Source organism: Methylococcus capsulatus str. Texas = ATCC 19069, assembly GCF_000424685.1.
In the GTDB taxonomy this organism is placed as follows: domain Bacteria; phylum Pseudomonadota; class Gammaproteobacteria; order Methylococcales; family Methylococcaceae; genus Methylococcus; species Methylococcus capsulatus.
This window is the reverse complement of the sequence record NZ_AUKJ01000019.1, coordinates 169,665-184,158: the sequence shown is the minus strand read 5'-3', so window position 1 is coordinate 184,158 and position 14,494 is coordinate 169,665. Positions and strand designations below refer to the sequence as shown.

14 protein-coding genes and 1 tRNA gene are annotated in these 14,494 nt (G+C 64.1%); 13 read left to right on the top strand and 2 right to left on the bottom strand.

Annotated features, from left to right (window positions below; all coding sequences use genetic code 11):
* The first annotated feature begins 14 nt into the window (after positions 1 to 14).
* From hisS to H156_RS0108475, 13 genes are all read left to right on the top strand, one after another.
* A complete protein-coding gene (hisS, locus tag H156_RS0108540) occupies positions 15 to 1,283 on the top strand; it encodes a histidine--tRNA ligase (protein WP_010962084.1) in 1,269 nt (422 codons plus the stop codon).
* Positions 1,284 to 1,296: 13 nt separating this feature from the next.
* Complete coding sequence (locus tag H156_RS0108535; RefSeq protein ID WP_017365729.1) at positions 1,297 to 1,932, top strand: YfgM family protein; 636 nt, start codon at positions 1,297 to 1,299, stop codon at positions 1,930 to 1,932.
* Positions 1,929 to 3,116 (top strand): outer membrane protein assembly factor BamB, encoded by a 1,188-nt coding sequence (bamB, locus tag H156_RS0108530; protein WP_010962086.1) that lies wholly within the window; start codon positions 1,929 to 1,931, stop codon positions 3,114 to 3,116. The genes H156_RS0108535 and bamB overlap by 4 nt, the downstream gene beginning before the upstream one ends.
* A gap of 2 nt (positions 3,117 to 3,118) precedes the next feature.
* Positions 3,119 to 4,510 (top strand): ribosome biogenesis GTPase Der, encoded by a 1,392-nt coding sequence (gene der, locus H156_RS0108525; RefSeq protein WP_017365730.1) that lies wholly within the window; start codon positions 3,119 to 3,121, stop codon positions 4,508 to 4,510.
* Positions 4,511 to 4,583: 73 nt separating this feature from the next.
* Positions 4,584 to 5,165 (top strand): electron transport complex subunit RsxA, encoded by a 582-nt coding sequence (gene rsxA, locus H156_RS0108520; protein WP_010962088.1) that lies wholly within the window; start codon positions 4,584 to 4,586, stop codon positions 5,163 to 5,165.
* Between the two features lie 15 nt (positions 5,166 to 5,180).
* A complete protein-coding gene (rsxB, locus tag H156_RS0108515; RefSeq protein WP_010962089.1) occupies positions 5,181 to 5,717 on the top strand; it encodes an electron transport complex subunit RsxB in 537 nt (178 codons plus the stop codon).
* Positions 5,717 to 7,288: an electron transport complex subunit RsxC gene (gene rsxC / locus H156_RS0108510; RefSeq protein ID WP_017365731.1), complete on the top strand. Its 1,572-nt coding sequence runs from the start codon at positions 5,717 to 5,719 to the stop codon at positions 7,286 to 7,288. The genes rsxB and rsxC overlap by 1 nt, the downstream gene beginning before the upstream one ends.
* 3 nt (positions 7,289 to 7,291) lie before the next feature.
* Positions 7,292 to 8,323 carry an electron transport complex subunit RsxD gene (gene rsxD, locus H156_RS0108505; RefSeq protein WP_017365732.1) on the top strand — a complete coding sequence of 344 codons (1,032 nt, stop codon included), beginning with the start codon at positions 7,292 to 7,294 and terminating at the stop codon, positions 8,321 to 8,323.
* 116 nt (positions 8,324 to 8,439) lie between these two features.
* Positions 8,440 to 9,078, top strand: coding sequence for an electron transport complex subunit RsxG (gene rsxG, locus H156_RS0108500; RefSeq protein ID WP_010962092.1), 639 nt, complete (start codon positions 8,440 to 8,442; stop codon positions 9,076 to 9,078).
* A complete protein-coding gene (locus tag H156_RS0108495; RefSeq protein WP_010962093.1) occupies positions 9,075 to 9,776 on the top strand; it encodes an electron transport complex subunit E in 702 nt (233 codons plus the stop codon). The genes rsxG and H156_RS0108495 overlap by 4 nt, the downstream gene beginning before the upstream one ends.
* The gene (gene nth / locus H156_RS0108490; RefSeq protein WP_010962094.1) at positions 9,773 to 10,414 is read left to right on the top strand and encodes an endonuclease III; all 642 of its coding nucleotides are present in this window, start codon (positions 9,773 to 9,775) and stop codon (positions 10,412 to 10,414) included. Before H156_RS0108495 ends, nth begins: the two co-directional genes overlap by 4 nt.
* Before the next feature lie 98 nt (positions 10,415 to 10,512).
* Positions 10,513 to 10,588 (top strand) — tRNA-Thr (locus tag H156_RS0108485).
* Positions 10,589 to 11,201: 613 nt separating this feature from the next.
* The gene (locus H156_RS0108475; protein ID WP_017365733.1) at positions 11,202 to 12,218 is read left to right on the top strand and encodes an AraC family transcriptional regulator; all 1,017 of its coding nucleotides are present in this window, start codon (positions 11,202 to 11,204) and stop codon (positions 12,216 to 12,218) included.
* A gap of 116 nt (positions 12,219 to 12,334) precedes the next feature.
* Here H156_RS0108475 and H156_RS15995 read toward each other — a convergent pair whose 3' ends face one another.
* The gene (locus H156_RS15995; protein WP_017365734.1) at positions 12,335 to 13,141 is read right to left on the bottom strand and encodes a GlcG/HbpS family heme-binding protein; all 807 of its coding nucleotides are present in this window, start codon (positions 13,139 to 13,141) and stop codon (positions 12,335 to 12,337) included.
* A gap of 221 nt (positions 13,142 to 13,362) precedes the next feature.
* Positions 13,363 to 14,385, bottom strand: coding sequence for a lysozyme inhibitor LprI family protein (locus H156_RS0108465; RefSeq protein WP_017365735.1), 1,023 nt, complete (start codon positions 14,383 to 14,385; stop codon positions 13,363 to 13,365).
* Positions 14,386 to 14,494: the final 109 nt, after the last annotated feature.

Below are 14,494 nucleotides of genomic sequence, written 5' to 3'. Positions count from 1 at the left end.
GACCGATCGACTCCATGAGCGAAAAAATCCAAGCCATCCGCGGCATGCACGACATCCTGCCGGATATGACACCACGCTGGCAACAGGTCGAACACCAGATCCGCAGCGTCATGGCCAATTACGGCTACCGCGAGATCCGTCTGCCCATCGTCGAAAAGACCGAGCTGTTCAAGCGCTCCATCGGCGAAGTCACCGACATCGTCGAAAAGGAGATGTACGTTTTCGAGGACCGCAACGGCGACTCGCTGACCCTGCGCCCCGAAGGCACCGCAGGGTGTCTGCGCGCCTGCCTCGAACATGGCCTGCTCCACAATCAGACTCATCGGCTGTGGTATGCCGGCCCCATGTTCCGCCACGAGCGCCCCCAGAAAGGGCGTTACCGGCAGTTCCACCAGGTCGGTGTCGAGGTCTTCGGCATGCCCGGACCGGATATCGACGCGGAGCTGATCTTCCTGAGCCGCCGGCTCTGGCAGCGCTTAGGGGTGGCCCACAAACTGCGGCTGGAGCTGAACTCCCTGGGCACGCCCGACGAACGGCTGGCCTACCGCCAGATCCTGGTGGATTATCTGCGCGAGAATTACGACGCGCTGGACGCAGACAGCGCTCGGCGCCTGGAAACCAACCCGCTGCGCATCCTCGACAGCAAGAATCCGGCGATGAAGGATCTGCTGGCCGGCGCGCCGGTGCTCGCTGACCATCTGGGCGGCGCCTCGCGGGCCCACTTCGAGGGACTGACCGAGCTGCTCGATGCCGCCGAAATCCCTTATGTGATCAACCCCCGCCTGGTGCGCGGCCTGGATTATTACTGCAACACCGTGTTCGAATGGGTGACCGACGAACTGGGCACCCAGGGCACCGTCTGCGCCGGCGGCCGCTATGACGGCCTGGTGGCCCAGCTCGGCGGCCGTGACTCCAGTGCCATCGGCTTCGCCCTGGGGATGGAGCGCCTGATCGAGCTGACCGGCGAGACCTTCGCCGAAAACGCCCCGCACATCTATTTCATCACGGTGGGCACGGCCGCGGAACGGCGCGGCGCCGTGCTGGCAGAAATGCTCAGGGATGCGTTTCCCAGCCTGCGGCTGGTGGTCAACTGCGGCGGCGGCAGCTTCAAGAACCAGTTCAAACGCGCCGACAAGAGCGCGGCGGCCTTCGCCCTCGTCCTGGGCGAGGACGAAATGCGCGACGACAGCATCAGTCTGAAACCCTTACGCTCGGACGATGCCCAGCAGACCGTCGCCCAGGCCGACCTGGTCCGGCTCATCCAATCCTGTGTCCCAATCTGAACGAGAGGTTGCCATGGAAGTTTATCTGACCGAAGAAGAGCGCCTCGAAGCGCTCAAGCGCTGGTGGAAAGCCAACGCCAATTCCATCGTCTGGGGCGTGGCGCTGGGCATCGCCGTGATCGTCGGCTGGGGCGCGTGGAAACGTTCCCAGGAGGAAAAGGCTCTGCTTGGCGGAACCCTGTACCAGCAGCTCCTCGATGCCGTGGCGAACAAGCAGACCGAGGCCGCCGCCCAACTGGGCGAACGGATCGGCCAGCAGTTCCCGGGCTCCGCTTATGCCACTTACGGCAAGCTGTTCCTGGTACGGCTCAAAGTGGAGGCGGGCGATCTGGCCGGCGCCAAGACTCTGCTGCAACAGTTGATCGCGACCACCAAGGACGAGAAAATCCTGCAGATCGCGCGACTGCGGCTGGCCGAAATCCAGCTCGGCCTCGGCGAAACCGAGGAGGCGCTGAGACTGGCGGAAAGCCTGACGGGCAGCACCCCGGAATCCGCTGCACTCCGTGAGGAGTTGAAAGGCGACGTTTACCTCGCCATGAATCGCCCCGAAGAAGCCCGCGCCGCCTATCTGAAGGCGCGTCGGGACGGCCAGCCCTCACCCCTGCTGGAACTCAAGCTGACCGATCTCGGTACCCCCGCCACCCGATGATCCGCCGCGCCCTGCTCATCGCCTCGCTCGCCGCCCTTGCCGGCTGCGCCGGCCTGGATGCCATCCAGAATGCCTACCAGGGCATCCAGGATTACTTTACCGGCAAGGACAACGCCGAGCCGCCCGCGCCGCTGGCCGAAATCACGCCGCAGGTGAAGGCGGACAAGCTCTGGATGGCGGAGATCGGTGATGGCTACGACGACCAAGGCATCAATCTCGGCCCCGCCGTGGACGACAGCCGCGTGTTCGCCGCGGAACGGCATGGCACGGTCCAGGCGTTCAACCGCCTGACGGGCGAGAAACTGTGGTCGGTCGACCATGAAATGGATCTGTCCGCTGGACCCGTCTTCGACGACGGTGAATTGTTCCTGGCCACCGCGGAAGGAGCGGTCATCGTGCTGAACGCGGCCGACGGCGCCCTGGTCTGGAAATCGACCCTCGCCAGCGAAATCCTTTCCGTTCCCGCCGTCGCGGACGACGTGGTGGTGGTCCGCGGCACGAACGGCCATCTGACCGGGCTGGACCGGAAATCCGGCGCCACCCTCTGGTATTTCGAGCGCCATGCTCCGCCGCTGGCCATACGCAGCCGGGGGGCTCCGATCATCGCCGGCGACCTGGTGATCGATGGTTTCGGGGGCGGCAAGGTGAGCGCCATCCAGCTCAAGGAGGGCCGGCTGGACTGGGAGGCCAACGTGTCCCTGCCACACGGCCGCTCCGAAATCGAACGACTGGTCGATCTCAGCGCTACGCCGGTGGTGCGAAACGACGTGGTGTTCGTATCCGGCTACCAGGGCGGCACTGCCTCGCTGGGACTCAATACCGGGGAAGTGCAATGGAAGCGCGAGAGCATTTCCTCGCCCGCCGGCATGACGGCCGACCGTAGGGAACTGTATGTCACCGACGCCAACGCCGATCTCTGGCAGCTCGCCATCCGCAACGGCGAAGACCAATGGAAGCAGACCGAACTGCACCAACGCCGGCTGACCGCCCCGGCGCTGGTGAAGGACTACCTGGTGGTCGGCGATTTCGAAGGCTATCTGCACGTGCTGAACAAGGAGGACGGACGCATCGTCGGACGCGTCCAGGTCACCGATGCCCCCATCGAGTATCCTCCGGTGGTGTACGGCGACATCGTCTATGTCTACGCCACCGACGGCACCCTGGCCGCGATTACGGTGGATTGAGCATGCTGCCCGTCGTTGCCCTGATCGGCCGCACCAATGTCGGCAAATCCACCCTCTTCAATTATCTGACCCGGACCCGTGACGCCCTGGTGGCCGACTTCCCCGGCCTGACTCGCGATCGCCAGTACGGCCGGGTGCAGCGCGGCGAGCGCGATTATTTCGTGGTCGACACCGGCGGCATCATCGAAGCGGCCGAGGGCATCGACGACCAGGCCATGAAACAGGTGGACCACGTTCTCGACGAGGCCGACGTCATCCTGTTCCTGGTCGACGTCCATGCCGGCATGACCGCCGGCGATGAACTCATTGCCGATCGCCTCCGCCGTATCAACAAGCCGGTGCTGCTGGTCGCCAACAAGATCGACGGCACCCAGGCGCTGATCGCCGGTGCGGAGTTCCACGCCTTCGGACTGGGCGAGCCTCTGCTCATTTCAGCCGCGCACGGCACCGGTGTGCATGCGCTGCTGGAGCGGGTCGAAGCGCTGCTGCCGGAATCCGGGGAAACCGGGGAGACGGAAGCCGAAGGCGGCATCCGCATCGCCGTGGTGGGCCGACCCAACGTCGGCAAATCCACCCTGGTCAACCGCATCCTCGGCGAGGAGCGCGTGGTCGTCTACGACCAGCCCGGCACCACCCGAGACAGCATCTACATCCCGTTCGAGCGGCGCGGCGAGCGCTACACCCTGATCGACACCGCCGGCATCCGGCGCCGGGCCCGGGTCAACGAGGGGGTGGAGAAATTCAGCGTCATCAAGAGCTTCCAGGCCATCGAGAAGGCCCATGTGGTGATCTACCTGGTGGATGCCAGCGAGGGCCTCACCGACCAGGACGCCAACCTGCTCGGCATGGTGCTGGAAATCGGCCGAGGGCTCCTGATCGGCTTCAACAAATGGGATGGGCTGGACCCGGAGCAGCGCGAAAAGGTCAAGCGGCAGATCGACGTCAAGCTGCCGTTTCTCGAATTCGCCAAGAAATATTTCATCTCGGCCCTGCACGGCACCGGCGTGGGCGTCCTGATGGATGCGGTCAAGCCGATCTACCAGTCTGCCATGCTGGACTTGTCGGCCTCGCGCTTGACCCAGGTGCTGCAGGACTGTTTGACCGCCCACCCACCTCCGCTGGTCCGGGGACGCCGCATCAAACTCAAGTACGCTCACCAGGGCGGCCACAACCCGCCGGTCGTCGTGATCCACGGCAACCAGACCGAGGACTTGCCGGCCGCCTACAGGCGTTATCTCGGCAACGAGTTCCGCAACGCCTTCAAGCTGCAAGGCGTGCCGCTGAAGCTGGTGTTCAAGAGCGCCGAGAACCCGTTCCAGGGCCGCCGCAACGAACTGACCGAGCGCCAAATCAGGAAGCGCCGGCGGATGATCCGTCACGTGAAGAAGCGCTGACGGCCATTTCCCGAGTATTACAGTCGGCTTTATAATTTCGCGTTCCCTTGCCGTCGTATCCTCATCCCTCCCGATGAAAGACTATCTGTTGATCCTCGTCAGCACGACCCTGGTGAACAACTTCGTCCTGGTGAAGTTCCTGGGACTTTGCCCCTTCATGGGCGTGTCCCGCAAATCGGAGACGGCGATCGGTATGGGACTGGCGACGACCTTCGTGCTGACCCTGTCTTCGGTCAGCAGTTACCTGGTCGACCGTTTCCTACTGGAGCCGATGGGGCTGCAATACCTGCGCACCCTGGCCTTCATCGTGGTGATCGCGGTGGTGGTCCAGTTCACCGAAATGGTCGTAAAAAAGACCAGCCCGCTGCTATACCAGGTGCTGGGGATTTTTCTGCCGCTGATCACCACCAACTGTGCAGTGCTCGGCGTAGCCTTGCTCAATGTCCAGGCGGGCCATGATTTCATCGAATCCTTCCTCTACGGCTTCGGCGCCGCCGCCGGCTTCACCCTGGTGCTGGTGCTGTTCGCCGGCCTGCGCGAGCGGATCGATGCCGCGGACGTGCCGGCGCCGTTCCGCGGCAGTGCCATCGCACTGGTCACCGCGGGCCTGATTTCCGTCGCCTTCATGGGCTTCTCCGGCCTGGTCAGAGGCTGAAGGGAGCGGATGAGGATGCTGGCGTTTCTCGCGGTCTGCGTATTGTTCACCCTGTTCGGCGCCCTGCTGGGCTATTCCTCGCGGCGCTTCAAGGTGGAGGGTGATCCGCTGGCCGACAAGATCGACGCCCTGCTACCGCAGACCCAGTGCGGCCAATGCGGCTTCCCCGGCTGCCGCCCTTATGCCGAGGCCATCGCACGGGGCGAGGCGGACATCAACCAGTGCCCGCCCGGCGGCGAGGACGGCGTCCAGGCGCTGGCCGATCTGCTCGGGGTCGAACCCAAGCCGCTGAACGACGAACACGGCGCCGAGAAGCCGGAAAGCGTCGCCGTCATCGACGAAACCAAGTGCATCGGCTGCACCCTTTGCATCCAGGCCTGCCCGGTGGATGCCATCCTCGGCGCGGCCAAGCTGATGCACACGGTCATCGCCTCCGAATGCACCGGCTGCGAATTGTGTATAGCGCCCTGCCCGGTCGATTGCATAGCGATGGAGCCGGTCCGGGAGAATCTCGGCACCTGGCGCTGGCCCAAACCCGACGGAACCCGCTGATGTTCACGCTGCACCGATTCCACGGCGGTCTGCACCTGGACGCCCACAAAGAGGATTCGAGCTTCGCTCCACTGGCGACGGCCCCGGTTCCGCCGCGGCTGATCTTCCCCTTGCAGCAGCGCGGCGGGCAGAACGCGCAAAGCGTGGTGAGAATCGGCGACCACGTCCACAAGGGGCAGGTCATCGCCCGCGGCGACGGACCGATGAATCCGCCGATCCACGCCTCCAGCTCGGGCGTCGTCAGCGCCATCGAGCCGCGCCCGCTCCCGCACCCTTCCGGCCTCGCCGACCTGGCCATCGTGATCGATACCGATGGCGAGGATCTGGCATTCGAAACCGAGGCGCATCCCGATTACCAGCGACTCGCCCCGGACGAGCTGCGCCGGATCATCTTCGAAGCCGGCATCGTGGGTCTGGGCGGTGCGGCGTTCCCGACGGCAGTGAAAACCGACCCCGGCCACCGCGCGATCGACACCCTGATCCTCAACGGCGCCGAATGTGAACCCTATATCACCTGCGACGACAGCCTGCTCCGGCATTTCCCGCGCGAGGTGCTGGAAGGCGCGCGCATCCTGATGCGGGTATTGGGGGTCGAACGCTGCCTGCTCGGCATCGAGGACGATATGCCGGAGGCGATCCGGGCGCTGCGGGAAATCCAGGAAACCGGCGAATATCAGGACATCGACGTCATCACCGTGCCGGCCCTCTATCCCAGCGGCGGCGAGAAGCAACTCATCCGCATCCTCACCGGACGCGAAGTGCCGACCCGCGGCATCCCGGCCGATGCCGGCGTCGTATGCCAGAACGTGGGCACGGCGGCAGCGGTATATCGGGCGGTGGTCCGGGGCGAACCGCTGATCGAGCGCATCGTCACCGTCACCGGCAAAGGCATCAGGAATCCTGGCAACTGGCTGACCCGCATCGGCACCCCCATCGCCGACCTGGTCCGCTACAGCGGCGGCTATTCCGGCGCGGCCGAACGTTTGATCCTGGGGGGGCCGATGATGGGAATCTCGCTTTCCTCCGATGCGCTGCCCCTGGTCAAGGCCGCCAACTGCGTGCTGGTGACCGGCCGCGGCGAGACCACCGGCCCCAAACAGGCACTGCCCTGCATCCGCTGCGGCGCCTGCGCCGAGGTCTGCCCGGTCAACCTGCTCCCTCAGCAGCTCTACTGGTACAGCCGCGCGGACAATCTGCGGCGGGTCGAAGAATACCACGTGACCGATTGCATCGAGTGTGGCTGCTGCGACTACGTCTGTCCCAGCCACATTCCACTGGTGCAGTATTTCCGCGCCGCCAAGAGCGAACTCGTCGCCAAGCAGCGCGACCGCGTCAAGGCCGATCGTGCCCGGGAACGCTTCGAGGCACGACAGATCCGCAAGGAACGCGAGAAACAGGAACGCGCAGAGGCCGCCCAGCGCAAGAAAGCGGCCCTGGCCAAACCGGACGCATCCGAAATCCAGGATGCCATCGCCCGCGCCAAGGCCCGCAAGCGCCTGCCCGATGCCACGCCCGTGACGGATGGGACATCCCATGAATCGGCCCCGCATCAGGAACCGCCCCGGAACTGAACCATGCGCTTCCCTACCGCTCCCGCGCCCCATCTCGCCCCCCCCGCCAGTACCCACCGCATCATGCAATGGGTGCTTTTGGCGATGATCCCCGGCACCGCCGCCCAGCTCTGGCAGTTCGGGCCGGGCGTGCTGGTTAACCTCGCGCTGGCGGTCACCACTGCCCTGACCGCCGAATACGCCATGCTGCGCCTGCGTGCCCGGCACAGCCGCGCCGGGCTGTCCGACTGGAGCGCGACGCTCACCGGAGCCCTCCTGGCGGTATCGTTACCGCCCATCGCCCCTTGGTGGGTCACCGTTTTCGGCACCCTGTTCGCCATCGTGATCGGCAAGCAGCTTTACGGCGGCTTGGGTTACAACCCGTTCAATCCGGCCATGGTCGGCTATGCCGTGCTGCTCATCTCCTTCCCCAAGGCCATGACGGCTTGGCTGCCCCCAGTGGATATCACCGGTACCCATTGGGGTCTGAGCGATGCCTGGAATGCCATCGTCCATCACACGGGGCCGGACGGATCGAGCTTCGACGCCGTGACGATGGCGACGCCCCTGGATACACTCAAGACCCAGCTCGGCCTGGGCCGAATGGCGGACGAGATCCAGTCGGGTCCGCTGTTCGGCGCGCTGGCCGGCAAAGGCTGGCAGTGGGTGAACCTGGGCTACCTCGCCGGCGGGCTCTGGTTGCTGCGCCGCGGGCTGATCGCCTGGCAGATCCCAACGGGCTTTCTGGCCGCGCTGGGCACTTGGAGCCTGGTCTTCTTCCTGCTCGAGCCCCAGACCTATCCAACCCCCCTGTTCCATCTGCTCGGTGGTGCCACCATGCTCGGCGCCTTCTTCATCGCGACAGACCCCGTGACCGCCTCCACGACCCCGAAAGGCCGGCTGATCTACGGTGCACTGATCGGCAGCCTGGTCTTCGTGATCCGTGCCTGGGGCGGTTATCCGGACGGGGTGGCCTTCGGAGTGCTGCTGCTCAACCTCGCCGCCCCCACCATTGACCATTACACCCGCCCCCGGGTTTACGGGCATCCCGGATGAACCAGGCCCATAAGAATCTCGCAGTACATTTTCTCCCTCTCCCCCTGGGAGAGGGCCGGGGTGAGGGGGTACCTCGGCGGCAACGGCTCTGCCCCAACGATTGATCCGGTTCCGTCATGTCCCTAACGAGCAATCCCGTCATCGCCGCCGCTTTCCTCCTCGGCGTGTTTTCGATCGCCGGCACCGGCCTGGTGTCCACGGTCTTTCACCACACCGAACCACTGATCGAGGCCAACGAGCGTGCTACCCTGCTCCATTCCATCGAAGTCCTGGTACCACCGGACTCCTTCGACAATGATCCGCTGACCGACACCATCGAAGTCACCGCCCCCCTGCTCGGCACACGCCAGCCGGTGCCGGTCTACCGCGCCCGCAAAGCCGGCAAACCCGTCACCGCCGTGCTCTCGCCCATCGCTCCGGACGGCTACAACGGTGCCATCCGCCTGCTGGTTGCAGTCCACTACGACGGCAGCCTGGCCGGTGTGCGGGTGCTAAGCCACAAGGAAACCCCCGGCCTCGGCGATCCCATCGACGAGCACAAGTCGGACTGGATCCAACGGTTCGCCGGCCTGTCGCTGCAGAACCCGCCCGAACCACGCTGGGGCGTGAAGAAGGACGGCGGCGACTTCGACCAGTTCACCGGCGCCACCATCACGCCCCGCGCCGTCGTCCAAGCCGTGCGCAAGACGCTGCAATTCTTCCGCGACAACCGCGACCTCGTGTTCGCCCCGCTACCCCCGAAGGAGATCCCATGAAACTCGGCCCCTACCGCAAGATCGCCCTGGATGGCCTCTGGCACAACAATCAGGCGCTGGTCGCCCTGCTCGGCCTGTGCCCGCTGCTCGCCGTCAGCAGCACCGTGGTCAACAGTCTCGGGCTGGGGCTGGCCACCACCGTCGCGCTGGTGTTCTCCAACGGGGTGGTTTCACTGATCCGCAACCGCATAACCCCGGACGTGCGCCTGCCGGTCTTCGTGCTGGTCATCGCCGCCAACGTCACCGTCATCGAGTTGCTGATGAACGCGTTCTTCCACGACCTGTACAAGATCCTCGGCATATTCATCCCGCTGATCGTCACCAACTGCGCCATCATCGGCCGCGCCGAAGCCTTCGCCTCCAAGAACGCGGTCGACCGCGCCGTCCTGGACGGCTTGTTCATGGGATTGGGATTCACCGCGGCACTGGTCGCGCTCGGCGCCTTCCGCGAAATCGTCGGCACCGGGGCCCTGCTGAACCGGGCCGAACTGATGTTCGGCGAAACCGCCCGGAATTGGAGCGTGCGGATCATCGAGAACTACGACGGCTTCCTGCTGGCCATTCTGCCGCCCGGCGCCTTCATCGGACTTGGACTCATCATCGCCTTGAAGAACGTGATCGACGCCCGCGCAAAAGTTCGGGCCCAGGCCGCGGCAGGCCAACCCGTGGCGTTCACGCCCGCCGTCCGGAAAGCATGAACGCGAACAAGCGGCGGCGGATCTTCGAACGCCTCGCCGCCGCCATCCCCGAGCCGACCACCGAACTGCGCTACGGCACCCCCTTCGAACTCCTGATCGCCGTCGTCCTCTCGGCCCAGGCCACCGACAAGAGCGTCAACAAGGCCACCGCGAAGCTCTTCCCCGTCGCCAATACGCCGGAGGCCATCCTCGCCCTACGGGAAGAAGGCCTGCGCGAATACATCAAGACCATCGGGCTGTTCAACAGCAAGGCCAAGAACATCATCCGCCTCTGCGAACTGCTGATCGAGCGCCACCGCGGCGAAGTGCCGCGCGACCGCGACGCGCTGGAAGCCCTGCCCGGCGTGGGCCGCAAGACCGCCAACGTGATACTCAACACCGCCTTCGGCCAGCCCGCCATCGCGGTCGACACCCACATCTTCCGCGTCGCCAACCGCACCGGGCTGGCGCCGGGCAAGACCGTGCTTGCGGTGGAAAAAGCGCTGGAAAAACACACCCCTCGCGAATTCCGGCAGGACGCCCACCACCTCCTCATCCTGCACGGCCGCTACACCTGCATCGCCCGCAAGCCCAAATGTTCGCAGTGCCCCATTGCCGACCTGTGCGAATACCCGGACAAGACAGCCGCGCCCGGGTGAAAATGACCACGCGGTTTCCCGGCGCACGACCGGACGTTATAATTTCCATAGCAGGTCCCCTCCCGGAGACACCTGCAGGGCATTGCCCCCCTTCCCATGCTGGTGTAGCTCAGTCGGTAGAGCAGCTGATTTGTAATCAGCCGGTCGCGGGTTCGAATCCTGTCACCAGCTCCATGAAATCAGAGCCTTATGGAAAGGCCCCTTGAACCGCCCCGAGCCTCTGGAGAGGCCGTTGGGTTTGAGTCAAGTGGCTTCCGTGGTGTTGCCTGCGAGCCGACGGTCGTAGTTTGCCTCAGCCTCGACTCGGCCTTGTACAGGTCGCTGATGGTTTCAGCCGAGATGGAGTCGAAGTCCGGCACCCACGGCTGATTCGGACGATCCGCCTTGAATTACCGGTTCACCCGATCCGACGGGCACGGGGCTGCGTGGCCGGCAACTGGGGTGCGCACGACCGCGCCGCGCCGCCGAGCAGGCCCGGGCAGCTGGAACAGAACCACGAATGGGACATGCAACGAGGCTACACGACCCCCGGAAACCCTCGGCGACGGTCCCAACGTCAACCTCCCCGCAGTCGCAGGCTGACCATCGTTACCACCCTCCGGAGCGATGACTTCCCGCCCATCTCTCACACCTGTACCAACCATCGGGACACGATCGGCAACGAGAATCCTCACCAGCATCTCCGGCGCGAAGACCATGCGGTACTGGCACATTTATAATGGACAATTGACTGATCCAGACGGGATAATCCTTCTTCGGGTCCGGGCCGGCAAATCCAGGAGTCAACGTGGGCAGCCTACTCGTTTTTTCCAGCCACCAACTGCCGGAGCGCGATCGCTTCGATCTTTGGCGTGAAACGGCCTCCGTCGGACCGGGAGCGGTCGATGTCGCCCATGTCGATCGACGTCCTTTTTTTGGGCGGGTGGAATGGCTTCCTTTGGGGAAAATCGACGCCTACAGGGTATCATTCAGCGCGGCGACCTTTACCCGGTCACGCCGCTGGATCGAATGGGATGGCTTCGACGGCTTCTGTTTCCACATCAATCTGAACGGACGCAGCGAAACCTCGCGCCACAGGAGCAGAACGGTTCTGGATGGTTTCAGCGCAACCGGCCATTCATACGGCCAACCCTTCGAAGCCGCGCTCGTTCCGGCGCCCGGCCGGTACTGCGAGAGTCTGAACCTGGTCATCCCCCGGGAGGAAATGCTGCATAAGGCGCCCCACGCGGAGCGATGTATTGGCACACTCCACGCGGACCAGCCTCCCCTGCGATTGCTGTCACAGTACCTGATCATGCTGGGCAACACCCCGGCGGAAGATTCCCAGCTTAACCAACTGGCTGGAAACCATGTCCTGGACCTGCTCGCCTTACTGTTGGGGCCAACCCTCGACGCCGAACACGAGGCAAAACTTCACGGGCTGCGCGCAGCCCGGTTGGCGGCATTGAAACGATACCTGCACGACCATCATCACCACCCCAAACTGTCGGTGACCACGGCGGCGCGGGCTTTGAACATTTCCGAACGGTATCTGCATGACCTGATTGCAGAAACCGGCGAGAGCTTCACTGAGATGGTCAACCGCCTGCGGCTGGAACGGGCGCGGCGGCTTCTGTGCGACCCAAAGCACCGGCACCTTCGCATTGGCGAGGTCGCTTTCACTTCGGGCTTCAACGATTTGTCCTATTTCAACCGACTGTTCCGGCGCCGGTTCGGCGAAACTCCGGGGACTTTCAAGGCCGAAGCACACCGGGACCGCGATGCTTTCCATTCGCCCGACGCCATGGAAATCGGGCACGACTGACCGTCGCAATCTCCCCCCCTTGGACTCGGGCGTTTCCCGGATAATCGACGACAACGAAAGACGCCGACGTTCGTCGGCGTCTTTCGGGGACGGAGCAACCGGCTCTCGACGCCGAATTATTGAACCGCTCCGTAGATCGATCCGGCGTTGACTCCCGGCCCTGGATTGTGCAGGCAGGTGGGATGGCCAAATCCGCTCAGACTGGCCTGATTGCCGACACCGTTGTCCTTGACGATGTCCTGGATCATCGCGTCATTGTTGCCGGGGGAAACGCCGGCCGGGACGTTCTTGACGGCGAAGGCACCGCCCGCCAGCAATTCGCGCACTTTCCAGGCCACGACGTGGTCTGTGCAGGAGGTGTCGCCCGAAACGCCGATCGCACCGACCTTCTGCTTGGCGGAGTTGTAGAGTGCAAGCCCCCCACCAAACACGTTGATGCCGCCGATGCGCTTGCCCTTCAGCGGATCGTTCTTGGCGCCGAACCTGACGGCGCTGCCGCCGTAGGACAAGGTCGGGTCGATCGGATTGCTGGCCTGCAGGCCGTAGAGGCTGCCGCTGGGCTGGGTCGCGGTGTAGAGGTTGGCGGTCGACAGGGCGAGGTCACCGGTGCTGAAAGCATTGGCCGCATTGGCCTTCTGGGCGGAAATGTTGCGGCTGCCCAGCCAGATGTCGGCCGTCACGTCCTGCGACGCGCTCAAGGAATTGGTCACGTTGCAGATGATGCCGCTGCCGTCCACCAGGGTCAGCCACATCGGGAACCCCAGCCCGCCGTTATCCAGCGACACCACGCTGCTGAGCGTCGACTTCATGTTTTCGTACGTCAGCCCCTGTTTTTCCAGGTCGGCGCAAGTCGCCGACCAGACAGTACCCGAGGAAAGAAGCAGACCGGTCACGGCCGCGCAGATTTGTTTTACGTTGAGCATGGAATCTCCGTGGTTACCTTGAATACTTGTTGGTCGGACCGATTGCCGGTCGGGATTCATATGCCGCGAGCGGCGACGGCCGACATCCGGCTGTCGAAGTTTAAGGGTAAAACGCCGAATGTTCTTGGACAATAGCGCAATCCGACCGAAGAAGATTCCGCTCTCCTCGATGCCGTCGAACGGGCCGCAGGGAGGGGAGACCGACTCCGCCCCGCGGGCCGTCACTCGCCGGTAGTTCCGGCCCACGATGGACGGTCGGTTTTGAGAAAAGGCCTGAGTTCGGCGTAGCCTACCGGCACTTCGGCGGCGGTACCGGCAGCTGAACGCGACCCGTGTCCCAACAACACGACGACACCCCGATCATCGAACAGCCAGTTCGCCTCGTCCTTCACCTCGGTCGATACGGAATCGAGCCAGCCATCGACGTCGGCCGTGTCGGAATTTTCCTTGAGGTATTTCCGCGCCTGCGCGACGACGGTTTCCCAGAATTTCCGGTCGACCCGGAATACGTCGTCGAGCTTGAGCGGTCTGCCGCGATCGAGATCCCAGTTGAGGGCATATTCGGACATCCAGGTATGTCCGGTCGGGCCCGCGTTGGTGTGGATGACCTCCAGACTGATCAAATGGCCGTCGAAATGGTGAACTTCGAAAGTGCGCGCGAGGTGCTCGACTCCTTCGCCCATCGCCTTGAGGTCACCGGGAGTGAAGCGGGACAGGCGGGATGCGATGGCCAGAGTCTTTTCGATGTGGCGATTGAAGGCCTGCGCCTTGTCGGCCGGCGTTCCGGTAAGCCAGGGATAGCCGTCATCCTCGACTTCCGCGGTTGATGCCACTTTCCTGTTCCTGAAGATCAGCCGTCCTTCCAGTTTCAGAGTCCCGCTGGTTCGGCTGGGAAGTGCGAGCACGCCTTCCCGCTCCCCGTACTCGGTGTTCAGGCAGTCGGCGACGCCCGACGGAAGGGAGGCGTCCTCCGCGGACTTTTTCCCGCCGCACCAAGCTCGAACCCAGCTCACCCAGTCACGCTGTGCGTTTCGCACCGTCGCGAAACTTTCCGGCGACAGGTCTTTTTCAAGCCGCGCGAACCGTTCGGCGAGGCTCCGGTCACGGGCTGCGAGATTCTCGTCGGAACAGATGGCTCGTTCTATCGATCCTTGGGCTTTGGTGCAGTCGAAGCTGGGACGCGGATCGGCATGAACCGCAGCGGTCGTTGCCACGGCTGCCGCACAAAAGAACAGGGTTTTCACGATTCTCTCCTCGTGGGGGATTCGACCAGGAACGGATACGCGCCGGCTGACATGCCTTCCAAGAAACGCTTCACAGCTTGCGGCGCCTGCAGTACCTTGAGCGTGACGG

Excerpts from the sequence above, each read along its gene's own strand:
- hisS (WP_010962084.1), top strand. The coding sequence starts at position 15 with ATGAGCGAAAAAATCCAAGCCATCCGCGGCATGCACGACATCCTGCCG.
- H156_RS0108535 (WP_017365729.1), top strand. The coding sequence starts at position 1,297 with ATGGAAGTTTATCTGACCGAAGAAGAGCGCCTCGAAGCGCTCAAGCGC.
- bamB (WP_010962086.1), top strand. The coding sequence starts at position 1,929 with ATGATCCGCCGCGCCCTGCTCATCGCCTCGCTCGCCGCCCTTGCCGGC.
- der (WP_017365730.1), top strand. The coding sequence starts at position 3,119 with ATGCTGCCCGTCGTTGCCCTGATCGGCCGCACCAATGTCGGCAAATCC.
- rsxA (WP_010962088.1), top strand. The coding sequence starts at position 4,584 with ATGAAAGACTATCTGTTGATCCTCGTCAGCACGACCCTGGTGAACAAC.
- rsxB (WP_010962089.1), top strand. The coding sequence starts at position 5,181 with ATGCTGGCGTTTCTCGCGGTCTGCGTATTGTTCACCCTGTTCGGCGCC.
- rsxC (WP_017365731.1), top strand. The coding sequence starts at position 5,717 with ATGTTCACGCTGCACCGATTCCACGGCGGTCTGCACCTGGACGCCCAC.
- rsxD (WP_017365732.1), top strand. The coding sequence starts at position 7,292 with ATGCGCTTCCCTACCGCTCCCGCGCCCCATCTCGCCCCCCCCGCCAGT.
- rsxG (WP_010962092.1), top strand. The coding sequence starts at position 8,440 with ATGTCCCTAACGAGCAATCCCGTCATCGCCGCCGCTTTCCTCCTCGGC.
- H156_RS0108495 (WP_010962093.1), top strand. The coding sequence starts at position 9,075 with ATGAAACTCGGCCCCTACCGCAAGATCGCCCTGGATGGCCTCTGGCAC.
- nth (WP_010962094.1), top strand. The coding sequence starts at position 9,773 with ATGAACGCGAACAAGCGGCGGCGGATCTTCGAACGCCTCGCCGCCGCC.
- H156_RS15995 (WP_017365734.1), bottom strand. The coding sequence starts at position 13,141 with ATGCTCAACGTAAAACAAATCTGCGCGGCCGTGACCGGTCTGCTTCTT.